Raw genomic sequence first — 24,367 nt, 5'->3', positions numbered from 1 at the left:
TAAGTTGATCTTTATTCGTTAAAGAAAAGACTCCACCAGACTTCCCAGTTTTGCATTGGAGTGGCAGCGGGGATTGGCGTGGCAACGATCACGGGTTCGCTTCCCGGTTGACCGATCGGGATGACGGGTTGGTCACCCTCCTGCACATAATGACCCTGCGTGCGCGCCCATTCATCCACCGCTGCAGTGGATTCCGCGTAGGCCACCTGCGTGTTGAGCGCAATCTGGGTCTCCATGGCCTGCGTGGCGATGGTACGTACCTGATCACGCTGGTCATTTAATCGGTTCAATTCTTCGAGGCGCGTATTGAATTCAATGACCACGAGGATCAAAACGAAAATTCCAAAAAATGTCGCGGCACGCCGAAGGTTGATGGGGAGATTTGGCATGCCTGTATCTTAATCGGATTTGGCTTGATTGGCAAGAAAGGTGCCCTTTATGGTACAATCTGCCCCCGCAGAACGTAGTACCCTTCGTTCTGACTATCTCACTCCCAGAAAGGGCTTGAATAAAATGAAAGTTATGCTTGTTAAGGACGTCTACAAATTAGGTCGCGCCGGGGATATTAAGAAAGTGGCTGATGGTTATGGCCGCAACTTCCTCATCCCGCAGGGTTTCGCCGTATTGGCAACCGAAGGTGCTTTGAAGCAGGTACAGAAGATCAAGGCTCAGGCTGAGATCCGTCGTTCCTCCCAGAATGAAGAACTCAAAGGCCTCTCCGATCAGATCAAGGATGTGGTTCTCACTTTCCCCGCCAAGGCAGGCGACACCGGCAAACTGTATGGTTCCATTACCACACAGGATATCGCCACCGCGTTGACCGAGAAGGTCCGTTTCGAAGTGAAACGCCAGCAGGTCGATATCCAGCCGATCCGCACCCTGGGCGAATTCAGCGCTCACATCCGCCTGACCATGGATCTGGTTCCCGAAGTCAAGATCATTGTCCATCGCGATGGTGAAGCCGCCGAACACGCCGTTGAAGAAGAAAAGGCTGAGAAGCCAAAGAAGAGCGGCGGTAAAGCAAAAGAAGAAGCTGCTGCTGCCGAAGAAGCACCAGCCGCCACAGCCGAATAAGAAACACCCCACATCACCGGCGCAAGTCGGTGATGTTTATAATATGGAACGCGACCCTTTTAGCGAATTCCCTGAAGCGCAGTAAAATACTTTTATGTTCGAGTCAATAGGTCAGAGATTAAAACAGGAACGCGAAGACCGTTTTCTCACGCTCGAAAGAGCGTCTGCGGAAACGCGTATTCGCATTGTCTTTTTACAGGCGCTGGAAGCAGATGATTATTCGGTGATGCCGTCTGCCGCACAGGGGCGCGGCTTTTTGCGAAACTATGCCGAATATCTCGGTTTGAACATTGATGAAATGATCGCGGAATTGCAGAAGAGGGCCGCCGAATCTGCACAGGAAGTCAGCGGACCTTTGCCGCAGGTGAATTTGGCGGAAACGGAAATCCCGTCTTTAACAAGTGCTGAGGATGAAAAACCGTCACGGTCTCTCTTGTCGCGGTTTGGTCGCCGTCCGAAAGTGGATGTCTCCACTGTGGCAGAATCCACTGAACCAGTGCTGGAAGAATCTCCTGTTCCAGTGACAGAGTCTGCGCCTGTGGAATTGCCTTCTGCACCTGTGGCTGAAATCGAATCGATCGAAGTGGTCGAGAAACCCAAACGTGGCAGAAAGAAAAAGATAGTTGTGGAGGAAGTCCCTCTGCAAGTTGAAACGGTGGAAATCAAACTTGAACAGGAAACGCCTGCTCAGGTGGAAGTGACGGAGATCAAACCCGAGGAGCTGATTCCTTCCATTGAGGAGAATCAGGCTGAGGTGATGGAAGAAGCGAAGCCAGGTCTGCTCTCAAGGCTGATGGGCATCTTCCAATCCCGTTCTGTAAAAACCGAACCAGAAGTTCAGTCGGCCATCGAAACAAAGCCACAACGATCAACCCCGTCACAGCCTGCCGATATTATCTTTGCCGAGATCGGACAACAGCTTCGCTCGCGTCGTGAATTGATCAGCCTGACGTTCGATGAAGTGGAACGCCATACCAAATTGCGCGCCGCTTTTGTGAAGGCGTTGGAGGAAGGCGCGCTCGACCGCTTGCCGTCGCCTGTGCAAACACGTGGAATGCTGGCAAATTATGCAACCTTCCTCGACCTGGATGTGGATGCCCTGCTCCTGCGTTTTGCAGATGGATTGCAGGCGCGCCGCCATGAAAAATATGCCGAAACGCCGCGCGAAAAAATTCAAATGGAAGTGGTCACGTCCATGCCGATGCTACGGAGTTTTATTGCAGGCGATCTGATCTTTGGCGTGGTGATCATTTCCGTGTTGGTGGCGTTGGGCATTTGGGGTGTGGGGCGCGTGGTGACTTCTCAAAACGAAGCCAGTGCCGATGCCACTGCGCCTTCGATTGTGCAGGTGCTTGGAAGTACGCCGCTGCCAACGTCGATCCTTCTTGATACCACCGCAACCATCGAAGGAACTCCCGCTGAAACGCCGACCTTCGACCCGTTGTTCACACCCGATGCACCGACGCCGATCTCAAATGCAAATGTGGCAGTGAGCATCTTTGCCGTGGAGCGTACCTTTGCCAGAATCTCGGTGGATGGGGAAGTGGTTTTTGAAGGCCGTTTTATACCGGGCGAAACGAAGTTGTTCGAAGCCGCTGAACAGATCGCGATCCTGACCGGTAACGGTGCAGGATTGCGGGTGACATATAATGGACGCGACCTCGGTTTGCTTGGTAATATTGGTGAGGTCGTCAGCCGTGTGTATTTGATCACAGGCGTTGCCGAGCCAACCGCCACCATTTCACCGACGCCGACCGTGACTGTGCCCGCGACGATCACGCCCGTGCCGTCGTCCACACCGTCGATCACCCCAACCGTCACACCCCCGGATGGCGGATAATAATTCTCGCTGAGCACGGCTCAGGACGAACAGATTCGATTTATAGTTAGGAAAATACATGTCAAAAAATACATTTCATTTGGTTTCGTTAGGCTGTGCAAAAAATACAGTCGATTCTGATTCGATGGCCCAGCTGCTTTTACGCGATGGCTATCGTGCGATGGATGACCCCGATAAGGCTTCAGTGTTGATCGTCAACACCTGCGGATTCATCGGCCCGGCGAAAGAGGAATCTTATCGCGTGCTGGGTGAGCTTGCCAAATCCAAACGCGATGGGCAGGTTCTGATCGCTGCGGGTTGTTTGACCCAGCGTTACGGCGTGGAAGTTGCCCAAAAAGTACAGGGCATCGATGGCATTCTCGGCACGCGCCGCTGGATGGATATTGTGCAAGTGGTGAAGGAAGTCCGCAAGGGGCCGCGACCTGAGCCGTTGTATCACCTGCCTGAAGCCGCAACTGTCGGCGCAGATGAGCAGGATGCCTTGCGAGTAAGCGTGGCTGGTGCCAGTGCTTATATTAAAGTGGCAGATGGCTGTCGCCGTCCATGTGCATTTTGTGCTATTCCGTTGATCAAGGGCACGGCAGTTTCACGACCTGTGGAAGCCATTATTCACGAAGCGCGGACTTTGCGTGATAATGGCGTGCGTGAACTGGTGTTGATCGCGCAGGACACCACCGATTATGGCCACGACCTCGGCATGAAAGATGGTCTCGCCGTTTTGCTCGAACAGTTGACCGACTCTGTGCCCGATATGGATTGGATCCGCGTGATGTATGCCTATCCCGGTTACGTCACCGACCGCCTCATCGAAGTGATGGCAACGCGCAAACAGATTTTGCCTTACCTCGATATGCCGCTTCAACATGCGCATCCCAAAACTTTGTATCGCATGAAGCGTCCTTCGAATATCGAATGGGTTCACAAGACACTTGGGAAAATGCGAGCGGCGATTCCTGAATTGTCCATTCGCACGACTTTCATCGTCGGCTATCCCGGCGAAACGGATGAGGAATATCAGGCTTTGTATGATTTCGTGAATGAGATCCGCTTTGACCGTGTGGGAGCTTTCCAGTTTTCATTCGAGCCGGGGACGACTTCCGCGCCTCTGGGCGACCCGGTGCCTGCTTCTGTCAAACAGGAAAGATATGAGCGCCTGATGGAGCTTCAGCAAAATATTTCGCTGCAAGTGAATCAGTCTTATGTAGGCAAAACCCTTGATGTGCTCGTGGAAGGTTTCGACAACGGTATTTCCATCGGACGTTCCTATCGTGATGCGCCCGAGATCGATGGCATGGTATTGATCGAAGGGAAGGCCACAGTGGGCGAGATCGTCCCTGTGCGGATCGGCGGCGCGATGGCCTATGACTTGACGGGTGTGCTGGCGCAGACACAGCAGCACGTCATTAAACTGTAGGCCAGACCTTTAGCCTGATATTTTTTTGATAAATAATCGCGACATTTATGTTACGTTACAAAAAAGCGGCCGATACTTTTATAGTATCGGCCGCTTTTGATTTTACGATGCTCGTGCAAAAGCGGTTGCGCCAAGGATCAGCGCGGAGAGGATCAGGTTTGTTCTCAATAAGATGACCTCGCGCCTTTGCAGTTTGGCGAGTTCCTCCGGGCTGGCTCTTTCCTTTTTCATCAGCGTGCGATGAATGGCGGGAATGACCTCCCAGGTTTGGACGGCGCTCACAATTCCCATAATGAGACTCAGGCTGTGTTTCACCAAAATAGACAATGACCATTGTGTGCTGGTGTCAAAGAAGCCATTATAGTGCGAATTGGCGCTCAGTTGGAAAAGCCCGGTCGCGACTAATAATCCCATGCTGAACCATGCCAGCGGTTCGAGTCTTTTTTGAAGGGCGGCGATAAAGCTGAGTTGGTCGGCCAGTTTCAAGGTCCGCTGTGACGCGGGCAGAACGAGCAGGTTAATGGCGGCGAGGCTTCCGATCCACGTGACTGTGGCGAGCATGTGGAGCCAGTAGATGATCGCCATCACCCATGAAGGAGGCGTGGTCATAATTAGGGTGTTGGTGTTATATCAGTAACGGGCGTGCTTTCAAGTGTGGGCGGAATTTCCGTCGGCGGGTAGCACTGTGTCCCTGCTTCGGCGAAGTGGTTTTGGGAACGGTTGTCCAAAGTCCCAAGACCCGAGGCGATCTGATACTGCTCGTAAGCGGCGCAAAAAGCCTGCTGGTCGAAGAGGTCATCACCGTAGCGCATGGCCGAGATGAACAGGCGCTGCGAACCGGTCATGGTGCCATCCCACATGCCAGGCCAGCCTGCACCCACCTGACTGAAGTAGTTGTAGGCTTGTTTCCAATCGAGCTCCCAGAAACTCGCGCCAGTGATATACATGCGTGCGCCTTCGCGCAACTGGACCGAGGTGTTATCGAGCGGACCAAAGCGTTCTGCAAGGGTTAGGTGATAGATGCCGCCTTCGAGATTTCCCTGTTGGTTGATGAGGGCTATGCCATAATTGCGCAGGGCGAAGTAGTACATGCCGTCCACTTGTGCGGCTTTGTAGGCGGGATCCAGTTTGCGGACGATATCCAACGCCTCGAGGGCGGCGGGCCAATCCTGTGCGTTGACGAGTTGTTGTGCGCGCTGATAGGCGCTTTCAATGCCGCTGAAATCAGGCGTGGAGGTGGGGGTGGGAACCAAGGTGGAGGTTGGGATGACGCTTATCACCATCACTTCGGTGAGCTTTTGCTGGGCGCCGGGAAAGCTGGGGTCGTTTGCGATGATGAATTTCAGGCGCTGCATCGCAGTTTCGTAGTTGCCAAGCTGGATGTCGGTCAATGCAAAGGCATATTGCTCGGTGAGTTGTTTTGAAATGACGGTGTCTTCTGCGCTCTGGCGGACGCCGATGCCGGACGAATACCCACCGTATGCGCCGAGACCCACCAGCAGGAGCAGACCGAAAAGACCGATCAGGATCGAGCGCCAGCGGGAAGGCTTCTTGGGCGGTTTGATGGGTTGGGTATCATCCACTTTGGGGGTTGATTCAGCCGCTGCGCTTTCAGATTCCAAGATTTCGGGCTGTGCATTTTCAGGTTGCGGGCTTACAGGTTGTGTGTTTTCAGTTTGTTCGGACATGGGCGTTATTATACTTCCCTTTGATTTAACGAAAATTTTTCTTATTTGGGGTTCAGGTGGTTTGGCCGGGTGCGTCGTACTCAGTTGATTTACAACTTCAACAGCATTTTCGCATCAGACCAGACGATTGCCAGCGCGATCAAGCCGCCGACGACCATCCCAATCATGGCCGTGACGATAGCTCCGCCGGGCAAGTAGAGGGCCACGGCGTAGGTCACAATGCCGCCGATGACTGCCGCGATCAGCCCCTTGACCACCGATGCCCCCACATGGATCGGTTCATGCGTGCGATTCGAAAGCCACTTTAACAGGATGATGGCTTCCACCAACAGCGCGATCTCCGCGAAGGCGATGATCGGTGCGCCAATCTCTTTGAAGAAGGTCAGGCCGAGCGCGCCAATGCCCAGGAACATGGCAAGGCGCAATAACACGGCGTAAAGCGGGAAGAGAGGTTCCTTGCGGGCGTAGAACGAACGCGCCGCGATCTCGTGGATGGTAAAACCAGTCAACGTCATTAAATAGGCGCGGGTCGTCCATGTGACGAGCGTGGAGGTGGCTTCATCGAACCCGAAGACTCCGCGTACGAGTGGATGGATTCCCGCGGCCATCACAGCCGCAATGGGAATGGTGAGCGCGATCAACACCCGCAGGGCGCGTTCAATTGTGGAGCGGAATTCTGTCCAGTCGCCGCGTGCCGCGAGTTCTGAAAGAGTGGGGAGCATGGCTGTGGCGATGGCTGTCCCTAAAATCGTTTCAGGAACCTGCATGATCATCCAGCCGTAGGTGAGCGATGTCACGGCGCCGACTTGATCGAGGCGCGAGGCCAGGTTATCGCGAGCTAGAACGATGATTTGAATCCCGCCCATGGTCAATAAACGCGGGGCCATCAATTTCAAGGCTTCGATCAAACCTGTGTGGCGGATATTCAATGAAGGCGTCCAGCGGAATCCGAACTTGAACAGCATCGGCACCTGGATCAGCAAGTGCATGAATGCGCCGATGATGACGCCGTAGACCAGCCCTTGAATGCCGTAACGCGGCACAAGAAAGATCGCGCCAAAGATCTGCCCGATGTTGTACATGCTGGGGGCCATCGCGGGAAACACGAAATGCTGATTGGCTTGTAATGATGCCATCACCAAACCGCTGATGGAGAAAATGATCGTGCCGATCAAATTGAGGCGCATGAGTTCGGCAAGCAATGTGCGCTGTTCCTGATCAAAGCCAGGCGCGATGCCAAGTTTCGCATCCACGATGGGTTGTGCGAAGATGGCGATGAGGATCGCGAAGGAACCTGTCACGAGGAAAGCGACATTCGCCACGCGCGAAAACAGATCCCATGCGGCGGCGCGGTCTTTGGTGGTGAGATATTCCGTCAGCAGTGGAATGAATGCCATGGCCAGCGCACCGCCCGAGATAAGCGCGAAAAGCACATCGGGTAAATTGTTCGCGGCGTTGAAGGTGTCGAGCATGTGCACCGAATCAGAATACTGACGCGAGATGATGCCCGTGCGTACAAAGGCGAGGACTTTATCCACTAAAAAGAAGAACGCGATGATAAGCGAGTTACGGGTAAGACGTGAAAGTTTATTCATTGTTTAATGTGCCGCATCTGGCGCGATCTCCACGCCGGGGAGTTTATCTGCGATCAAATGGATCTTATGGATCAACACAGGCAGGCATTGCGGGCAGATATATTTCGTTTCGTTCTTGAATGTCAAATGCAGCAATGGCACCTGTTCATCGGTGCGATTGCAATTCAGACAGTTTTTTTCGTTTTGTTCGGTCATGTCTTTTCCTTTTTGGCGATAAGTTTACTGGTTGACAAGTTGCAGGTTCAAAGGTTTCAACCTGTAACCTTCAAACTCTTAAACCCCTTTAACCGTCCCGCCATCCACGAGCAGCATTACACCGGTGATGAATGACGCGGCAGGGGAGACGAGGAACACAGCGGCATTGGCGAACTCTTCGGGTTCACCCATCCTCCCAAACGGACTCTCCGCCGCCTGCCGCTTCGTTTCTTCCTCGACCGTGGAACTGTTCGTTTTTGCCCGGGCAGTCATCAACTCTGTGACACGTTCCGTCTCCGTCCAGCCTGGCAAAATCGAGTTGACGCGGATATTCTCTCTGCCAAGCTCCAGCGCGAGCGATTTGGTCAACCCCACCGTCGCCGCACGGACGCTGTTCGAGATGAGCAAATTAGGAATCGGCTGTCTGACCGAATACGAAGTGACCGTCAAAACGCTGGCGGAATTTGATTTTCGCAAATGTGGCAGCGCCGATTTGATCAAGCGGACGTGCGCCATCAAACACAGGTCAATGCCTTTTTGCCAGGCGGTTTCATCGAGGGCGTCAATGGAGCCTGAAGTCGGGCCGCCTGTGTTGGTGATGAGAATATCCAGCCCGCCAAAGGCCTCGGCAGTTTGTGCGATCAATTTTTCAGGCACATCAGGCAGGCTCACATCGCCGCCCAACCCGATCACTTCTGCCCCTGTTTCCTTGCTGAGTTTTTCAGCCAACTCCTTTACCTTCGCTCCATCCCGCCCGTTGATGGCGACCTTGCAGCCCTCCTGTGCCAATGTCCGCGCAGCGGCGTAGCCCAATCCGCGGGAAGAAGCGGTGACGAGGGCAATTTTGTCTTTGAGTTGTAGATCCATGTTGTCTCCTGTGTTTGTAAATCTTGTTAATCGGTTTGCAGGTTTGAAGGTCGGCAAGTCACTGGGGAAACCTTTCAACTTGCGAACTTTTCAACCTTTCACTTCTTAACTTGAAAAATTTCAAACGAACTCTATTTTGCTGTCCCAAACATCTCCATCGGGCCAATTTGCTTCCACCCATTTTGCCACACTTTGCAGAGACTGTCGCAAGACCACCGCGTCGGAATTGAGCATCGCGCAGGCGATGATGGTCTCATCCCACTTGTCCTGCAAATCCATCTCAGCGACAGACACGTTGAATTCACGATGCAAGCGTGAAAGCAGCGGCTTGATTCGTCCGCGCTTTTCTTTGAGCGAGGAACATAAGGGCAGTCGAAGGTGGATGGTGAGGACAGCGAGCATGGTTTGATTTTTGATTTCGGATTTACGAGTTTGGATTGCGGACTTCAGTCTGCATTGGGCGCGCAGAATGTTATAACGAAAAGTTTTTCAAGAAAATATAAATTCCCACGCCCCATCCGACCAGTATTTTGAGGATGTTCAGCATGGAATCCATTCTTTCTTTAGGTGTGATTTCAATATTTTCTCTGGATGATTTAAACAGGATTCCCAGCAAGCCGCTCAATCCTAAAAGAAAGAACACTGGAAACATGACAAATATGGAAAATGAGACGAAACTGGAAATCACCTCTCGAATTTGCGGAAAGAATGTCTGGATTATAACGGCAGTAACAATCCATGCTTCGGCTAGGGTGATTGGCAGTTTCGCAGGTGAAAATAATGCTTTGAACCCTGTTACTTTCTCTTCTTCTTCACCGTAAAGAATGGACTGCGCTCTGTTTTCCCCGTACTCAGGTTTGCTTGTGTAAATTAAGGTGCCGTCATCTTTCTCTTCGTTTTCATACTCTTCTATTATGGGTGTTGTCTCTTCTTTAATGTCGTAGGATTCCTTCAACTTCTCCATCATGAAATCGGTCAGCCTGCTGTCTTCATATTGTTTGTGTTGCGGGATGCGATGTTTTCTTTCATGGCGTTTGTTGGAGAAATAGACCACAGCACCGAGGATAGACAGGATCAACAGGATGAAAAAGAAGTTCGTGCTTTTTGGAAGGACGAATTTGAACAGGGTTGCAGTCAGAATAACGACAACGATGACAGAGAACAGAATGCCGATTTGATTGTTTTCAGAAGGTCGATTTTTCATGAGACACGTTATTACCAGATTATTCTTAGTTGATGACCAATGCCCAGGATGAGGCAGCCGCCACAAACACACATTACCAGCAGGGTGACAATTCTGGAGTGGATACCATAAAGGCCGCAGGTCACAAATAATGCAGCATATAGGTTTGGGGCATACATTAGTGGAGATGCTCCTATTGTTTCGATCCACCAATAATTAAATGGGTTGGAGCAGTTGTCATTTGGGATAAGGATAAATAAGGCCATGGTCATAAGCCCAATCATGGCTGGAGATTTCATTTTTGTGAAAATGTAAATGCCTGCCAGAGCGACAGATACGAGGAATCTCAAAATGGCTACCCCATAGTTGATTTTCATAATTGCGTCAACGCTGGGGAGTATTGATGGGGTGTTGAGGCGAAATGGATAGAAACTGTGGACTGCCGTGGTGCAAATGAAAGAGAGAGACATAAGTAACCAGAGAAACAAGGACTGCTTTCCTGATAATAACTTTGGATTGCTTTCGATTTTCCATATTTGAAGAAGCAGATAAAAACAAATTGCATTCAAGACAAAAACTACAAAACCAAAACTTGGTATAAACCAGATGGGGAAAATATCGAATTCATCCACCAAGTCTGCCGTGGCTTTGATTGACAGGAAACAGACTGCCGCAAAAATCATCGCGAAAAAGATCTTTACTATGTAGGTGAAGTTAATTGTCTGGGGTCTTGATGTGATTATATTCATGGCACTCCCTTTGTTTGAATTCTGTTTACGATTTTCGCATTACGACTTACAATCCCGCACATGGACACCGAAACCTCATACAACAAAGCCCTCGATTACCTTTATTCCTTTGTGGATTATAGCCTGAAACATTCCTCCGAATTGGCGAAGGCAGATTTCAACCTGGACCGCATGTTCGCGTTGATGGAGTCTTTGGGGAACCCGCAAAGTAAATATCCCATCATCCACGTGGCGGGGACGAAGGGAAAGGGGTCGGTTTCGGCGTTGTGCGCGTCAAGTTTGAAGGTCGCAGGTTATCAGGTTGGGTTGTATACCTCGCCGCATTTATTGGATTATTGCGAGCGGATTCAGGTCAATGGCGCGCCGATTTCGCATGAGCAATTGGTTGAGTTGGTGGGAGAGATTCAACCGTATGTGGCGAAGATCGAGAAGTTGACCACATTCGAGATCACAACCGCATTGGCCTTCATGGCCTTTGCAAAATATGGAGTCAGTGCGGCGGTCTTTGAAGTGGGATTGGGCGGGCGGCTCGATGCCACCAACATCGTCACACCGAAGGTTTCGGTCATCACTTCATTGTCATACGATCATATGGCCGTGTTGGGAAATACCCTGGCGCTGATCGCAGGGGAGAAGGCGGGCATCATCAAACAAGGTGTGCCTGTGGTTTCCTCGCCGCAAAAGGATGAGGCTTTCGAGGTCTTGGAGCGTGTAGCCAAAGAAAAGGGCGCGGCATTAACCCTTGTTGGCAGAGATGTAACATTCAAGTTGACCGGGTCATCTTTGGATGGGCAGAAGTTCAACCTGCAACCTTCAACTTTCAACCTTCATCCTTTATCCTTCATCATTCCCTTGCTTGGCTCTCACCAGATCGAAAACGCCGCCACAGCTTATACCGCGCTCAAAGCCAGCGGGATTCCCATCACCGATGAGCAGATACAAAAAGGCTTTTCTCAAGTACAATGGCGCGCCCGCTTCGAAGTGGCGCGGCGTGAACCACCCGTGATCTTCGACTCGGCACATAATCAAGATTCGTTTGCGAAACTGCGCGAAACGCTCGATGCGTATTTTCCCGACAAGCAGGTCTATCTCATCTTCGGCGCGTCGGAGGATAAGAATATTCCGGGCATGTTCGCGGAGATGAAACCGAAGATAAAAAGAATCATTCTCACACGTGCCGATCATCCGCGCGCGCTTGAGGTGGAGCAAATTCAACAGTTGGCAGAGCAGGCTGGGGTGGAGTCTGAAGCGGTCACTCCCGTTAAGTCCGCGTTGATGCGGGCGCTGGAATTGTCGTCAAATGATGGTAGCATTGTCTTATCCGCTGGTTCGATGTTCGTCACCGCGGAAGTCATGTCTGCATGGAAAAAGAGTAACGAATGAATTATCAAAGCGACTGGAACGAAAATGAAGATAACTTTGACCTCACGCTCTCACAGCGGACCGAGGAACTGTATCGTGTGCCGAATATGGAGCCCAACGCCGACGGTTTGATCGAGGCGGTGGTGCTGCCATTGCGCGACATGGTCATTTTTCCGCGCATGGTCTCGCCGATCTTTGTAGGGCGCGAGGCTTCCCTGTTGGCGGTGCGCGAGGCGCAAGCCAAAGAGCAGACCGTGATCGGGCTGACTCAAAAAGACCCCGACCTGAACGACCCAAACGCCGAAGACTTTTTACCCGTGGGTGTGGAGATGGCGGTGGGGCGGATGCTGCAAATGCCCGACGGTTCATACTCCGCGCTGGTGCAGGGACGCAAGCGCGTTGAGATCGTGGAATTCCTGCGCGTGAAGCCGTACATCAAAGTGCGCGCGCGCGTGATCAATGAAACTCAAACTGCCGACAGACAGACTCAGGCGTTGATGCGTTCTGTATTGAGTTTGTTTGAACGCTGTGTGCAGTTGGATCGTTCGATCCCCGAAGAAGCGCATCTGTTCGCGATGAATATCGCGGAACCAGGCTGGCTGTGCGACATGATCGCCACCTCGCTTTCATTGACTTACGAAGCGAAACTGCGTTTGCTGCTCGTCCTCGATCCCAAGGCGCGGCTGGGGTTGTTGAATAACCTGCTCGCACAGGAAGTGGATGTACTTGAGTTGGAAGATGAGATCCATTCCCGCGTTCAAAATGAAGTTGATAAAAGTCAGCGCGAGTTTTATCTGCGCGAGCAGATGAAACAGATTCAAAATGAACTGGGCGAAGGCGATGTCTTTTCGCGCGATGCTTCAGATTTGAAGAAGAAAGTCGATTCAGCCAGCTTGCCCGATGAGGTTAGAAAAGTGGCGTTGAAGGAATTGGAGCGGCTCAGTCAGATGCCGCCGATGGCCCCTGAAGTAGGGATGATCCGTACCTACATTGATTGGATCGTCGACCTGCCGTGGCACAATTCCTCACCGGATAATCTCGATGTAAAAAATGCCGCGAAGATTTTGGAACGCGATCATTACGGCTTGAAGAAAGCCAAAGACCGCATTTTGGAATACATCGCGGTGCGTTCGCTTAAACCGAAAAAGGAACGTCAGCCGATTCTCTGTTTTGTTGGACCTCCCGGTGTGGGCAAGACCTCGCTCGGACGTTCCATCGCCGATGCGCTTGGGCGTAAGTTCGTGCGCGTTTCGCTCGGCGGCGTGCGCGATGAAGCCGAGATCCGCGGACATCGCCGCACCTATATCGGCGCATTGCCCGGACGCATCATTCAAACGATGAAGCGGGCCGGTACGGCGAATCCGCTTTTCATGCTGGATGAGATTGACAAACTGTATTCGGATTTTCGCGGCGATCCCGCCTCAGCCATGCTTGAGGTGCTCGACCCCGAACAGAACTACGCTTTTAGCGATCACTACCTCGAACTGCCCTTCGACCTTTCCAAGGTCATGTTCGTGACCACGGCCAATTCGCTGGGGAATATTCCTTCTCCGCTTTTGGACCGCATGGAGATCATCGAGTTCCCTGGCTACATCGAAGAGGAAAAGATCGAGATCGCCAACCGTTACCTGATTCCGCGCCAGATCGAAGAAAGCGGACTCGATAATATCGGTCTGGTGTTCGAACCTGCCGCGTTACAGCGAATTATCCGCGAGTACACCTATGAAGCCGGTGTGCGCGGTTTGGAACGCGAGCTCGGACGTGTTTGCCGCAAGATCGCGCGCATGAAAGCGGAAGGGAAGAAGTATCCGCTTTCCATCGCTCCCGAATTGATCGAAAAATTGCTCGGCCCGCAACAGGTCTTTCCCCCGGAAGCGGAACGCTCCGATGAAGTGGGCGTTGCCACCAGCCTTGCATGGACGGAAACCGGCGGCGAGATCATGGCTGTGGAAGTGGCCGTGCTCGAAGGCAAGGGCGGCATGCAAATGACCGGCCAGATGGGGGAAGTGATGCAGGAATCCGCGCAAGCCGCGCTGACCTACATCAAATCGCGCGCTTCCAAATTGAAGATCGAGTTGGAAGCCTTCGAACGCCTGGATATTCACGTCCACATGCCTGAAGGCGGCATTCCGAAGGATGGTCCATCGGCAGGCATCACGATGGCCACGGCCATCATCTCTGCGCTGACGGGGCGTCCCATTTTCCATCATGTGGGCATGACTGGTGAGATCACCCTGCGCGGACGCGTGCTCCCCATCGGCGGCGTGCGTGAAAAAGTCCTCGCCGCGCACCGCGCCGGGCTAAAGACCGTGCTGCTGCCAGAAAAGAACATGAAAGATTTGGTCGACCTCCCCAAGACCGCCAAATCAGAATTGAAGATCGTCCCGATCAAACACATGGACGATGTGCTGGCTCTGGCCCTCTCTGAAAAAGTGACCGTCGAACCTCCGCGCCCGAAGAAACAAGCGCGCGACGACAGCCAGGAAGATTGAAATTCCATTCTAAAAACCTCTCAAAGCGGCACGGTGATAAAATTACCGTACCGCTTTTTGTTTCGTCATGTCATGCTGAGCGCAGCGAAGCATCTCTCTCATTAGGGTAGAGACCCTTCGCCGCAGAGCGGCTCAGGATGACATGAAAAAGCCTGTCAACGGAAAATAAAAATGCCGAAACTGGAAAACAAAGTCGTCCTCATTACTGGTGCCTCCTCAGGGTTTGGCGAAGATGCCGCCATGCTCTTCGCGCAGGAAGGCTGCAGGGTTGTGCTGGCCGCGCGCCGCATGGACCGTTTGCAGAATCTCGCCGAGCGGATTCAATCTGCGGGCGGTGAAGCCATTGCCATTCCAGTGGATATCGTCAACTCCGCTGATGTGGATAACATGGTGAAAACCACGCTCGATCTTTACGGTCACATCGATATCCTCTTTAACAATGCAGGCATCGGCCGCGTGGAATGGTTCGAGAATCACAGCCTCGAGCGCGACCTTGATACGCTTGTGCATGTCAACCTCATCAGCCTTATGCAAGTCACTCGCGTGGTTCTCCCGCACATGCTTGCGCGTGGCGAAGGTCACATCATCAACATGATCTCGGTTGCGGGGCTGTTGGCCACGCCGCTCATCACCAGTTATGCCGCCAGCAAACATGGCGCGCGCGGATTCACCGATGCCCTGCGCCGCGAAGTTGCGCCGCTTGGAATCAAAGTCAGCGGAATTTATCCCGGCCCTGCTTCCACCGAATTCGGTCAGCATGTCGGCAAGAACGAAGCCTATCGTTCCGTCCGCTCGCGCCTCAAAATTCACATGAGTTCAAGTTACGTCGCCCGCCGCGTGGTGGATGTGGCCAAACGTCCGCGCCGCAGTTTGATCATTCCGTGGTGGTTCCGCATCCTCGCCATGATCGAAGCAATTTTCCCCGTCCTTGTGGATTGGATTTCATACTATTTCACGAAAAAGAAACATAAAATGGATTAGGAGACTTAAATGACGACCGCCCGACTCAAAAGCCTTATCGATTCACTCCCGACCTCGAACCTGGATGCTGTTATTCTGAATCCGGGTCCAACCCTGACGCATCTGACCGGCGTCCGCTTTCATTTGATGGAGCGGCCTGTGGTGCTGTTCGTTGCGCCCGGTCACGACCCGGCGCTCGTGCTGCCCGAACTTGAAATGCCCAAACTGGGATTGTTCCCCTACAAAGTGCAGGCTTTTGCCTACGGTGAAAATCCGTCAGAGTGGGACGATGCCTTTCGAAAAGCGGCCCAGGCTCTCGGTCTGGATGGGAAGCGCATTGGAGTCGAGCCGCGCCAATTGCGTTTGCTCGATTTCCGTCACGTCAAAGCAGGTGCGCCCGAAGCGGAATACCCGGATGCAAGCGAAGTGCTTTCCCGCCTGCGCCTGAAAAAGGATAAAGCCGAAGTGGATGCAATGCGCCGTGCTGTGAAGATCGCGCAGGATGCTCTCGAAGCCACCATCCCGTTGATCAAAATTGGCATGACTGAACGCGAATTGTCTTCCGAACTGGTCATTCAATTATTCAAGCAGGGCTCCGACCCTGAATTGCCTTTTGCGCCGATCGTCTCCGGTGGACCCAATGCCGCAAATCCGCACGCTTCACCGACCGATAGAAAATTGCAGGCAGGCGATCTACTCGTCGTCGATTGGGGCGCCGCTTACGATGGCTACATCTCCGACCTGACCCGCACCTTCGCGGTGGGTGAGGTGGATGACGAATGCAACAAGATCCATAAAATTGTTCAGGAGGCGAATGCCGCAGGTCGCGCTGCAGGAGGTCCCGGCGTGCCTTGCGCAAATGTAGATAAGGCCACGCGCGATGTCATCGAAGCATCGGGCTATGGAAAATACTTCACCCATCGCACCGGTCACGGCATTGGCATGGAAGGCCACGAAGATCCCTACATGCGCGGTGATAACCTGCAATTACTGGAGACTGGCATGGCCTACACAGTGGAGCCTGGCATCTACCTGACCGACCGCAACGGCGTCCGCATCGAGGACAATGTTGTCATCACAGAAAGCGGCGCGGAGAGTCTGAGCGATATGCCGCGTGAGATTCGTGTGGTTGGATAAACAGGGTTGCTAGACTTTGTGCAATCCGATTCGCCGCGCTGTTTCTGCTGATGCAGATCGCCTGACTGAGATTACCATCGCCGCCAAGCGCTATTGGAAATATCCCGAAAAATGGATCCATCTCTGGCTTCCGCAATTGACCATTACTGCAGAATACATTTCAAACCACGAAGTGTGGATGGTAACGGCAGAGGATGCCGTTGTTGGATATTATTCGCTTGAGTATCTCAATGATGAACTTTGGCTGGGGAATCTTTGGGTGTTGCCCGAACACATGGGGCAGGGAATTGGCCGCCTGCTTTTTGAACATACTTTTGAAAGATCCCGCAGGCTTGGCTTTTCTGTTTTGAAGATCGAAGCCGATCCCAATGCCCAAAGTTTTTATGAAAGAATGGGCGCGCGTAAAGTAGGAGAACATCACAGCGAAGTATTCGGTCAGCCGCGCACCCTGCCTGTGATGGAAGTCGCTGTGTAAGCTTGACGGCAAATCCAAACCATGACACATCTCGAAATTAATATTTCGAGATGTGTTTTTTGATTCCCGGGATTTCCCTCTTGAAATTTTACGAAAACCTGCTATGATTGTTTATGACTGATTTATGAGCGATTATGAGCGAATTTACCCCCACCCCTGAACGACAAAAACAGATCCTTTCCCTGCTCACACGGCAGGGACGCCTGAGCGTGACCGAGATCGTAGAGCAATTCTCGATCAGCGAAGCGACAGCGCGCCGTGACCTGGAATCTCTTGCTTCGCAAGGCAAGGCCCAACGTGTGCATGGCGGCGTCATTGCCGTGGAACAGGCTCCGCCTGAATTGCCCATCCTCCAACGTGAAGGCGAGCAGGCGGATGAAAAATCCATGATCGGGCAGGCCGCTGCTGAATTGGTCAACGATGGCGAGACAGTTTTTCTCGGTTCAGGAACAACCGTCCTTGAAACTGCCAAGAATCTGCGTGAACGAAAAAACCTCACGGTTATTACCAACTCTTTGCCTGTGCTAAATGCTCTTGCAGGCATCAAGGAAATTACCGTCGTCTCATTAGGAGGGCAGTTACGCGAGAGTGAGCTTTCCTTTATCGGTCATATTACCGAGCAGGCGCTTGCAGAAGTCCGTGTGGACAAGGTCATTATGGGCGCGCGCGGTCTCAGCCTTGAACATGGACTGACAAATGACTATTTGCAGGAAACTCTGACAGATCGTGCCATCTTGAAAATCGGTCATGAAGTGATCCTTGTTGCTGACCATTCAAAGGTAAATCGCGTGTCCACTGCACTGCTTGCCCCTTTAAGCAGCATGAATACTTTCGTAACAGATTCAAAAGCAGACAAAAAATTTATTCAGGCATTGAAAAAACAAAATATCAAAGTTGTCATTGCATAACGGAGAGTCATGCTGCTTGAAAACTTTCGTCCACAATCAAAACTGGTAACCAAAACTACACTGGTAAACCAACCGAAATTCCCCGTCATTGATGCGCATGATCATCTGGGAGAACCCTTCGGCGGTGGCTGGGACAAGAAGCCGCTCAACGAATTACTTGACCTTCTGGATGAGGTCAATGTCACTCATTATGTGGATCTGGACGGCGGCTGGGGCGAAGATATCCTCGATGCCCATTTGAAACATTTCAAAGAAGGTGCACCCGAACGATTTCAAATCTTCGGCGGCGTGGATTGGTCAAAGTGGCAGGAGATGGGTGACTCATTTCCCGAATGGGCAGCGAAACGATTACATGCGCAAAAGGAGCGCGGTGCACAGGGGTTGAAGATCTGGAAGCCGCTTGGTTTACATGTGAAAGACTACAAAGGCAAATTGGTGGATGTAAACGACGAAAGACTCTTTCCTATTTGGGAAACGGCTGGTGAACTTGGTTTCCCGGTTTTGATTCACGTTGCTGATCCTGTCGCCTTCTTCGACCCAATTGATGAAACCAACGAACGCTGGGAGGAGATCGGCGCAAACCCTGATTGGGCGTTTACAAGCCCACCATTTCCAAAATTCATGCACATCATGAATTGTTTTAAAAATCTCGTATCCCGTCACTCGTCAACTACTTTTATCGGTGCACATGTGGGATGTTACGGTGAAAATCTTGGCTGGGTGGGTCAAATGCTGGATGAGTGTCCAAATTACTACATCGATTTTTCTGCGCGTTTGGGCGAGCTTGGAAGACAGCCTTATACCGCGCGGAAATTTTTTATTCAATATCAAGACCGCATTTTGTTCGGAACTGACGCCAGCCCGGACATTGATTCGTACCGCCTGTTTTACCGCTTCCTAGAAACGGATGACGAATATTTCAACTACAACACCAGTGAAGTCCCCGGCCAGGGGCGTTGGTATGTGCATGGCATGTATTTGCCAGATGATGTTTTGAAAAAAATCTATCGCGAAAACGCGATGAAGGTATTAAAGATTCGATGAAAAATTATCACACCTATAATGAAATCAAATCACAGACTCAGGCTTGGGCACAGGCACTGGATATAGTAAACGCTTCTTCCTTGCCGGAAGCTGGTGACTACGACCAGGTCATTTTCACAGGCTGCGGCTCAACCTATTACCTTTCATTATCCGCTGCGGCACTATATCAGGAATTGACTGGTCGTTCGGCTCGCGCCGTACCTGGCGGCGAATTGCTATTGAATTCGCAAACAGTTTTGACAAACCAAAAAACTTTACTGGTTGCCATCAGTCGTTCAGGAACAACCACCGAGACTGTGAAGGCAGTTGAGAAATTCAAATCAGAAAAACGCGGGGATGTGGTCGTCATCAGCAATTACGACGAAGCCCTCTCGCGTATGGCGAATGTGAACATTGTAGTTGATAAAGGACAGGAAGAATCTGTAGCGCAGACTCGTTCCTTTGCTTCGATGTTCGTGGCGGTGACTGCCTTGTGTGCAAAGATGGCAGGGCGGGAAGATTTAGTTGAAGCAATGAAGCGATTGCCAGAGATTGGTAATTTGTTGATTGGTAATTATGAGTCTTATGCAAAAGAGATCGGCGAAAACCTGAACTTCGACCGATTTTATTTTCTCGGCTCAAGCTTTCGCTACGGACTCGCCTGTGAGGTGAATCTAAAAATGAAAGAGATGACCCTCACCCACAGCGAGCCTTTCCACTTTTTAGAATTTCGCCACGGACCGATGAGCATGGTAAATCAAAATGCAGTCGTAGTGGGCATGCTCTCAGACGCGAATCGAGTCCACGAGGCGAAGGTGCTTTCAGAGATGAAAATGCTTGGGGGAACAGTATCAGCTATCGGCGAGTCTGAAGCGGATGTTTGTTTTGAGTCGAATATTCCAGAAAGTGTGCGCGGCGTTTTATATCTTCCCATCCTGCAATTGATGGCGTTCTATCGTTCGGTTAAAAAAGGTTTGAACCCCGACCGTCCCGCTAATTTGACGGCGGTCGTGAAATTAGATTTCTAATCAAAAGGAGAGAAGCATGAAAAAACTGTTTTTTGTTCTTGTGATGGCAAGCCTGTTGCTTACAGCGTGTGGCGGTAGCGCAACCGAAGCGCCTACGGCATCGAATGAGCCTGTAGAGATCCGCGTGTGGGGACATCAGGCACCCGCGTTCAATGAAGCCAATCAGAAAATGTTTGATGACTTCATGGCAGCCAACCCGAATGTGACCATCAAATACGAAACCTTCCCGTGGGATGTTTTCATTCAGACGATTCAGACTTCGCTTCCTGCTGGCAACACGGCCGATGTGATTCTTATACCTGGAGGTTACACCTGTCGCTACGCAGCTGGCGGACAGCTACTCGATGTTCCTGCCGATGTGATGACCCTGGATGCTGCAAAGGATTTATTCTACGATGCGCCGCTCGGCGGACAAACCTGTGATGGAAAACTCTACGGCTTCCCCGCTGAATACAATATTGAATATGGCGGCGCGTATGTGAACCCCGCTCTCTTTGAAGCGGCAGGCGTTGCCTACCCGCCCGCTTGGGAAAACTGGGATGCGGTTTTGGCCGATGCGAAGAAGATGACCGTGCTTGGCTCAGACGGCGTGATGACCATAGCTGGCCTGCACTACACCAACAGCGACCAATTATTTACGTATTTCCTGGCTGGTATTTTGGAGCAAAATGGCAATTACTTTGCCGAGGATGGCAAACATTTCAACTTCAATTCCCCAGAAGCCATTGCCACAATCCAAAAGTTAATGGACATGACTCAGAAAGACGGTGTAGTTGACCCGATCATCTTCAATGCCGATAGCGAATGGGTCGGTGATTCATTTGCGCAGGGACACAACGCCATTGGCGTGCTTGGTTCATGGTATGCAGGTGACGCAAAGATCGGCTACCCTGATTTGAAGTTTGATTACGTTCCCCTGCCCCCGATGATGGGATCGGAACACAAGTTCGTCTCTGTCGGTGGATGGGGCTACGTGGTCGGCAAGAGCACACAACACCCTGATATTGCCTGGAAACTTGCCGCCTTCCTCGGTGCGGATCAGGCGAATGTGTTGTATTTCAACTCCACCTCCGCCACCATCCCTGCCATGAAGTCTGTGGCAGCCGATGCGAAGTACGTGGAAGCCGTTCCGTTCGCTGCCGCTGTCCTGCCGATCTTGGATGCGGGTGCGTATCAAGGCAACCTGACCGACCCCGATCAATTGGCGTATGAGATCGTTTACCCAACCATTCTCGATGCAGTACAAGGCAACCTCACCGCAGAAGAAGCTGCCAACAGTATTAATGAAGCCGCCAATGCAATGGTGGATGCAGCACAATAAAAAATAATTAATTCTTTGTAGGGGCGGGATTACCCCGCCCCTACTTTCATCGCTCGCCTTTCCGCCTTCATCCTTCTTATAAAGGAACACTCATGGAAATTACATCCCTGTTCAAAAAAGAGATTGTTAGCAACGGCGGCAAACTGATGGCAAAGCAAAGACGCTTTGCATACACAAGCCTTACGCCCATCCTTCTCTACATGGGTCTGTTCACATTATTTCCCATTGTATGGGCAGTGGTGATGAGTTTCTTCAGCTACACCCCCATCCGTGAAGGGAGCGGATTCCTCGGCTTGGGTGGAGCGAATCCATTCATTGGCATTGATAACTACATCGAACTCTTTACTGGCACAAGCAAACCTGCCGAAGTCTTTCGCCTTGCCGTAAAAAACACCTTTCTTTTCACAGCACTCGTTCTCCCTCTCAACCTCATTGTTACGCTTCCCCTCGCTGTCATCCTTGAATCCATTGGCGAGCGGTTCAAGACCTTATTCCGCGCAATTTATTTTCTACCCACAATTTCATCTTCTGTGGCGCTCGTCATCATCTGGTCGTACATGTATGCGCCAGGCTGGGGCATGCTCAGCCTCATGTTTAAAGCAGTCGGCCTCGTCCCACCGAAATCGTGGCTGCAAGACCCGAACACGGTCTACTTCGGCATTCCACTGGCAATGCTCTGCGTTGTTGTCGCGCACGTTTGGCAGGACTTTGGCTACAACCTCGTCATCTTCGTTGCTGCCTTGCAATCGATCCCGAAGACGCTGCGCGAAGCCGCCCGCGTGGATGGTGCCAACACCTGGCAGGAATTCTGGCTCGTGGTCGTCCCGCTTCTCAGTCGGACCGTGTTGCTGACCAGCGTTCTGACGGTGATCTCTTCGCTGCAAGTATTTGTCATCTTCCAGCTCCTAACACGCGGCGGCCCCAAGAATCAAACACAAACGATGCTGCTCAGTATTTACGAGAACGCCTTCAAATTCGCAAATAACCTTGGCTTATCTGCTGCCATGTCCATGATTCTGTTCATCATCATCTTGATCCTCACTGTCACCCAATTCCGTATTCTGCGTACCGAGTGGGAGTATTAGAATGACAACAGACGCTCCCAAAAAAACCATCTGTCGGCTTCCTGCTTGGAAAATCTGGTGCATACGCCATTCTTATTCTTGGGCTGGTTGGAACACTGCTGCCATTCTTCTATATCATGGTTTCCTCATTGAAAACCACAGCCGAACTGCGCCAAACCCCGCCAGATTTCTTCCCCAAAAAGCCGACCTTCGAACATTACACCACCATCCTCACCGATGAAAAAATCCCGCTGGCGCAAAATCTTTTCAACAGCATTTTTGTTTCGCTTACACGCGTGGCTATCACGCTCTTCACCAGTTCCTACGCAGGCTTCATCTTTGCCAAATATCACTTCAAGGGCAAAAATCTCGCCTTCGGGATCATCCTCATTCAGATCATGATTCCATTTCAAGTGGTCATGATTCCCAATTATTTACTCACCGTCAAACTCGGCCTGATCGACTCGCTTTGGGCGCTCATCATCCCTGCTTTCATTGACGCCTACGGCATCTTCATGATGAAGCAATTCATCGAAGCCATGCCTACCGAACTTATGGACGCCGCCCGCATCGATGGCGCTTCCGAGTTCGGCATTTACAGCAAGATCATCCTCCCGCAAATGGGACCGCCGCTCGCCTCCCTCGGCATCTTCACTTTCATGTCCACCTGGAACGATTATCTCTGGCCGCTCATCGTCCTCACCTCGCCAGAAAAACGAACCATTCCTCTTTTGGTCGTATGGTTCCAAACCCAACACGTCTCCAATCAAGGTCTTGTCCTCGCTGCATCCATTCTGACTCTCCTGCCCATCTTCATCGTCTACATCTTCCTGCAAAGATGGATCGTTGATCAAGCCACATCATCGGCATTCAAATAACATGCGACGCTTCTTGAGCATCTTTCTTCTTTCCTCTTTCCTCTTTGGATGTGGACCCGCCTCCACCTCCCCCGAGCCTGCTCCCGTGACCCATACCTACATCTACTCTGACGCATCCATCCTCAACCCCGAGCGCGGATTCTTCACCCCTTACGAATTGCCCAGCCCTGCAGGCTTTAGCTCTGTGCGCATCACAGGCAACACGCTCGCCCACCTCAACATTTATTTGGACGACTACCGCGAATCAGACCTCCCGAAGGAACTGCTCGACGGGCTACAGACCAACTTCGACGATATCCGTGAAGCGGGCATCAAAGCCATCATCCGCTTCGCCTACAACAAGGGACCATATCCCGACTCTGAACCCGACGCATCCAAATCCCAGATATTGAAACACATTGAGCAATTGACTCCGCTCCTGCAAACCAATGCCGATGTCATCGCATGGGTCGAAGCAGGCTTCATTGGCGCGTGGGGCGAATGGCACACCTCCACGAATGGATTGGATAATATTCAAGACAAGCAGGAAATTCTCAACGCCATCCTTGCTGCCATTCCAGATCGTTATGTTCAAGTCCGTTATCCCGCCAACATCATCGAGATGTATCCCAATCCTGAAGATGCGGCAAAAGCAAGAGTTGCCCATCACAACGATTGTTTTCTTTCAAGCAAAACAGATGTTGGCACCTATGAACGCGATGGCACGATTACCATCGAACGCGACCAAGCCTATCTCGCCGAGTTGACCCGCTTCACTCCCATGAGCGGCGAAACTTGCGCTCCCTTCCCTCCTCGCTCTGAATGTACGAGTGCCATTCAAGAAATGGAATTGCTGCACTTCTCTGCCATCAACGAAGCCTATCACAAAGGGATTTTACGAAGCTGGGAAGATGGCGGTTGCCTGGATGAGATCACCAAACGAATGGGCTATCGCCTGTCTCTCACTTCTGCCGATTTTAATGAACAAGTACGTCCAGGCGGTGTATTGAATCTCACCGTCAATTTGCAAAACACAGGTTTTGCTTCCATCATTAATGAACGCCATCTATGTTGTGGTTGTTCGAAGATGGCGCATCACGCCTTGAAGTTCGGCTAAAATTGACCCACGCACCTG

The 24,367-nt window shown here is 51.6% G+C and carries 24 protein-coding genes; 15 read left to right on the top strand and 9 right to left on the bottom strand.

Annotation, left to right across the window (positions count from 1 at the left end; genetic code table 11):
* Nucleotides 1–11 precede the first annotated feature (11 nt).
* Nucleotides 12–389 (bottom strand): hypothetical protein, encoded by a 378-nt coding sequence (locus IPI86_RS15450; protein WP_345299559.1) that lies wholly within the window; start codon nt 387–389, stop codon nt 12–14.
* A 133-nt stretch (nt 390–522) separates the two neighbouring features.
* Between IPI86_RS15450 and rplI the strand changes: the two genes are divergently transcribed.
* From rplI to rimO, 3 genes are all read left to right on the top strand, one after another.
* Nucleotides 523–1,074 carry a 50S ribosomal protein L9 gene (gene rplI, locus IPI86_RS15445; protein ID WP_345298907.1) on the top strand — a complete coding sequence of 184 codons (552 nt, stop codon included), beginning with the start codon at nt 523–525 and terminating at the stop codon, nt 1,072–1,074.
* Between the two features lie 94 nt (nt 1,075–1,168).
* Nucleotides 1,169–2,914: a RodZ domain-containing protein gene (locus IPI86_RS15440; RefSeq protein ID WP_345298906.1), complete on the top strand. Its 1,746-nt coding sequence runs from the start codon at nt 1,169–1,171 to the stop codon at nt 2,912–2,914.
* A gap of 58 nt (nt 2,915–2,972) precedes the next feature.
* Nucleotides 2,973–4,328, top strand: coding sequence for a 30S ribosomal protein S12 methylthiotransferase RimO (rimO, locus tag IPI86_RS15435; RefSeq protein WP_345298905.1), 1,356 nt, complete (start codon nt 2,973–2,975; stop codon nt 4,326–4,328).
* A gap of 102 nt (nt 4,329–4,430) precedes the next feature.
* On the opposite strand, the gene IPI86_RS15430 is transcribed toward rimO, so the two are convergent.
* The 8 genes from IPI86_RS15430 to IPI86_RS15395 all read right to left on the bottom strand — a co-directional run bounded on the left by IPI86_RS15430 (nt 4,431) and on the right by IPI86_RS15395 (nt 10,605).
* Nucleotides 4,431–4,937 carry a CopD family protein gene (locus IPI86_RS15430; protein WP_345298904.1) on the bottom strand — a complete coding sequence of 169 codons (507 nt, stop codon included), beginning with the start codon at nt 4,935–4,937 and terminating at the stop codon, nt 4,431–4,433.
* A 2-nt stretch (nt 4,938–4,939) separates the two neighbouring features.
* Nucleotides 4,940–6,016 (bottom strand): hypothetical protein, encoded by a 1,077-nt coding sequence (locus IPI86_RS15425; RefSeq protein WP_345298903.1) that lies wholly within the window; start codon nt 6,014–6,016, stop codon nt 4,940–4,942.
* Between the two features lie 89 nt (nt 6,017–6,105).
* Nucleotides 6,106–7,611: a murein biosynthesis integral membrane protein MurJ gene (gene murJ / locus IPI86_RS15420; protein ID WP_345298902.1), complete on the bottom strand. Its 1,506-nt coding sequence runs from the start codon at nt 7,609–7,611 to the stop codon at nt 6,106–6,108.
* A gap of 3 nt (nt 7,612–7,614) precedes the next feature.
* Nucleotides 7,615–7,806 carry a hypothetical protein gene (locus IPI86_RS15415; RefSeq protein ID WP_345298901.1) on the bottom strand — a complete coding sequence of 64 codons (192 nt, stop codon included), beginning with the start codon at nt 7,804–7,806 and terminating at the stop codon, nt 7,615–7,617.
* Between the two features lie 78 nt (nt 7,807–7,884).
* Nucleotides 7,885–8,673 carry an SDR family oxidoreductase gene (locus IPI86_RS15410; protein ID WP_345298900.1) on the bottom strand — a complete coding sequence of 263 codons (789 nt, stop codon included), beginning with the start codon at nt 8,671–8,673 and terminating at the stop codon, nt 7,885–7,887.
* A gap of 120 nt (nt 8,674–8,793) precedes the next feature.
* Nucleotides 8,794–9,075 (bottom strand): DUF503 domain-containing protein, encoded by a 282-nt coding sequence (locus IPI86_RS15405; RefSeq protein WP_345298899.1) that lies wholly within the window; start codon nt 9,073–9,075, stop codon nt 8,794–8,796.
* A 70-nt stretch (nt 9,076–9,145) separates the two neighbouring features.
* Nucleotides 9,146–9,877, bottom strand: a complete 732-nt coding sequence (locus IPI86_RS15400) for a hypothetical protein (RefSeq protein WP_345298898.1) — start codon at nt 9,875–9,877, stop codon at nt 9,146–9,148.
* 11 nt (nt 9,878–9,888) lie between these two features.
* On the bottom strand, nt 9,889–10,605 hold the full coding sequence (locus IPI86_RS15395) for a hypothetical protein (protein WP_345298897.1): 717 nt from the start codon (nt 10,603–10,605) through the stop codon (nt 9,889–9,891).
* A gap of 60 nt (nt 10,606–10,665) precedes the next feature.
* Here IPI86_RS15395 and IPI86_RS15390 point away from each other — a divergent pair, with 60 nt between their 5' ends.
* The 12 genes from IPI86_RS15390 (at nt 10,666) to IPI86_RS15335 (ending at nt 24,349) form a co-directional block, all read left to right on the top strand.
* Nucleotides 10,666–11,988, top strand: coding sequence for a folylpolyglutamate synthase/dihydrofolate synthase family protein (locus tag IPI86_RS15390; RefSeq protein WP_345298896.1), 1,323 nt, complete (start codon nt 10,666–10,668; stop codon nt 11,986–11,988).
* The gene (lon, locus tag IPI86_RS15385; RefSeq protein ID WP_345298895.1) at nt 11,985–14,459 is read left to right on the top strand and encodes an endopeptidase La; all 2,475 of its coding nucleotides are present in this window, start codon (nt 11,985–11,987) and stop codon (nt 14,457–14,459) included. Before IPI86_RS15390 ends, lon begins: the two co-directional genes overlap by 4 nt.
* Nucleotides 14,460–14,630: 171 nt before the next feature.
* Nucleotides 14,631–15,440: an SDR family NAD(P)-dependent oxidoreductase gene (locus IPI86_RS15380; RefSeq protein WP_345298894.1), complete on the top strand. Its 810-nt coding sequence runs from the start codon at nt 14,631–14,633 to the stop codon at nt 15,438–15,440.
* A 9-nt stretch (nt 15,441–15,449) separates the two neighbouring features.
* The gene (locus tag IPI86_RS15375) at nt 15,450–16,556 is read left to right on the top strand and encodes a Xaa-Pro peptidase family protein (RefSeq protein WP_345298893.1); all 1,107 of its coding nucleotides are present in this window, start codon (nt 15,450–15,452) and stop codon (nt 16,554–16,556) included.
* 16 nt (nt 16,557–16,572) lie between these two features.
* Nucleotides 16,573–17,031, top strand: coding sequence for a GNAT family N-acetyltransferase (locus tag IPI86_RS15370; RefSeq protein WP_345298892.1), 459 nt, complete (start codon nt 16,573–16,575; stop codon nt 17,029–17,031).
* 134 nt (nt 17,032–17,165) lie between these two features.
* Nucleotides 17,166–17,939 (top strand): DeoR/GlpR family DNA-binding transcription regulator, encoded by a 774-nt coding sequence (locus IPI86_RS15365; protein ID WP_345298891.1) that lies wholly within the window; start codon nt 17,166–17,168, stop codon nt 17,937–17,939.
* 9 nt (nt 17,940–17,948) lie between these two features.
* Nucleotides 17,949–18,983 carry an amidohydrolase family protein gene (locus tag IPI86_RS15360; RefSeq protein WP_345298890.1) on the top strand — a complete coding sequence of 345 codons (1,035 nt, stop codon included), beginning with the start codon at nt 17,949–17,951 and terminating at the stop codon, nt 18,981–18,983.
* Nucleotides 18,980–19,990, top strand: coding sequence for an SIS domain-containing protein (locus tag IPI86_RS15355; protein WP_345298889.1), 1,011 nt, complete (start codon nt 18,980–18,982; stop codon nt 19,988–19,990). Before IPI86_RS15360 ends, IPI86_RS15355 begins: the two co-directional genes overlap by 4 nt.
* A 16-nt stretch (nt 19,991–20,006) precedes the next feature.
* Nucleotides 20,007–21,311: a sugar ABC transporter substrate-binding protein gene (locus IPI86_RS15350; protein WP_345298888.1), complete on the top strand. Its 1,305-nt coding sequence runs from the start codon at nt 20,007–20,009 to the stop codon at nt 21,309–21,311.
* A 92-nt stretch (nt 21,312–21,403) separates the two neighbouring features.
* Entirely contained in the window at nt 21,404–22,396 is a 993-nt protein-coding gene (locus tag IPI86_RS15345; protein ID WP_345298887.1) for a sugar ABC transporter permease, read from the top strand.
* Nucleotides 22,397–22,524: 128 nt separating this feature from the next.
* On the top strand, nt 22,525–23,253 hold the full coding sequence (locus IPI86_RS15340) for a carbohydrate ABC transporter permease (RefSeq protein WP_345298886.1): 729 nt from the start codon (nt 22,525–22,527) through the stop codon (nt 23,251–23,253).
* Between the two features lie 13 nt (nt 23,254–23,266).
* The gene (locus tag IPI86_RS15335) at nt 23,267–24,349 is read left to right on the top strand and encodes a DUF4874 domain-containing protein (protein ID WP_345298885.1); all 1,083 of its coding nucleotides are present in this window, start codon (nt 23,267–23,269) and stop codon (nt 24,347–24,349) included.
* The last annotated feature ends 18 nt before the right edge of the window (nt 24,350–24,367 follow it).

This window comes from Candidatus Villigracilis affinis, assembly GCF_016705895.1.
GTDB classification, from domain to species: domain Bacteria; phylum Chloroflexota; class Anaerolineae; order Anaerolineales; family Villigracilaceae; genus Villigracilis; species Villigracilis affinis.
Note: the sequence above shows the minus strand (reverse complement) of the source record. Positions and strands in the feature narration are given on the sequence as shown.

What these genes read in the sequence shown, in the direction of transcription:
- IPI86_RS15450 (WP_345299559.1), bottom strand. Translation starts at nt 389, where the DNA reads ATGCCAAATCTCCCCATCAACCTTCGGCGTGCCGCGACATTTTTTGGA.
- rplI (WP_345298907.1), top strand. Translation starts at nt 523, where the DNA reads ATGCTTGTTAAGGACGTCTACAAATTAGGTCGCGCCGGGGATATTAAG.
- IPI86_RS15440 (WP_345298906.1), top strand. Translation starts at nt 1,169, where the DNA reads ATGTTCGAGTCAATAGGTCAGAGATTAAAACAGGAACGCGAAGACCGT.
- rimO (WP_345298905.1), top strand. Translation starts at nt 2,973, where the DNA reads ATGTCAAAAAATACATTTCATTTGGTTTCGTTAGGCTGTGCAAAAAAT.
- IPI86_RS15430 (WP_345298904.1), bottom strand. Translation starts at nt 4,937, where the DNA reads ATGACCACGCCTCCTTCATGGGTGATGGCGATCATCTACTGGCTCCAC.
- IPI86_RS15425 (WP_345298903.1), bottom strand. Translation starts at nt 6,016, where the DNA reads ATGTCCGAACAAACTGAAAACACACAACCTGTAAGCCCGCAACCTGAA.
- murJ (WP_345298902.1), bottom strand. Translation starts at nt 7,611, where the DNA reads ATGAATAAACTTTCACGTCTTACCCGTAACTCGCTTATCATCGCGTTC.
- IPI86_RS15415 (WP_345298901.1), bottom strand. Translation starts at nt 7,806, where the DNA reads ATGACCGAACAAAACGAAAAAAACTGTCTGAATTGCAATCGCACCGAT.
- IPI86_RS15410 (WP_345298900.1), bottom strand. Translation starts at nt 8,673, where the DNA reads ATGGATCTACAACTCAAAGACAAAATTGCCCTCGTCACCGCTTCTTCC.
- IPI86_RS15405 (WP_345298899.1), bottom strand. Translation starts at nt 9,075, where the DNA reads ATGCTCGCTGTCCTCACCATCCACCTTCGACTGCCCTTATGTTCCTCG.
- IPI86_RS15400 (WP_345298898.1), bottom strand. Translation starts at nt 9,877, where the DNA reads ATGAAAAATCGACCTTCTGAAAACAATCAAATCGGCATTCTGTTCTCT.
- IPI86_RS15395 (WP_345298897.1), bottom strand. Translation starts at nt 10,605, where the DNA reads ATGAATATAATCACATCAAGACCCCAGACAATTAACTTCACCTACATA.
- IPI86_RS15390 (WP_345298896.1), top strand. Translation starts at nt 10,666, where the DNA reads ATGGACACCGAAACCTCATACAACAAAGCCCTCGATTACCTTTATTCC.
- lon (WP_345298895.1), top strand. Translation starts at nt 11,985, where the DNA reads ATGAATTATCAAAGCGACTGGAACGAAAATGAAGATAACTTTGACCTC.
- IPI86_RS15380 (WP_345298894.1), top strand. Translation starts at nt 14,631, where the DNA reads ATGCCGAAACTGGAAAACAAAGTCGTCCTCATTACTGGTGCCTCCTCA.
- IPI86_RS15375 (WP_345298893.1), top strand. Translation starts at nt 15,450, where the DNA reads ATGACGACCGCCCGACTCAAAAGCCTTATCGATTCACTCCCGACCTCG.
- IPI86_RS15365 (WP_345298891.1), top strand. Translation starts at nt 17,166, where the DNA reads ATGAGCGAATTTACCCCCACCCCTGAACGACAAAAACAGATCCTTTCC.
- IPI86_RS15360 (WP_345298890.1), top strand. Translation starts at nt 17,949, where the DNA reads ATGCTGCTTGAAAACTTTCGTCCACAATCAAAACTGGTAACCAAAACT.
- IPI86_RS15355 (WP_345298889.1), top strand. Translation starts at nt 18,980, where the DNA reads ATGAAAAATTATCACACCTATAATGAAATCAAATCACAGACTCAGGCT.
- IPI86_RS15350 (WP_345298888.1), top strand. Translation starts at nt 20,007, where the DNA reads ATGAAAAAACTGTTTTTTGTTCTTGTGATGGCAAGCCTGTTGCTTACA.
- IPI86_RS15345 (WP_345298887.1), top strand. Translation starts at nt 21,404, where the DNA reads ATGGAAATTACATCCCTGTTCAAAAAAGAGATTGTTAGCAACGGCGGC.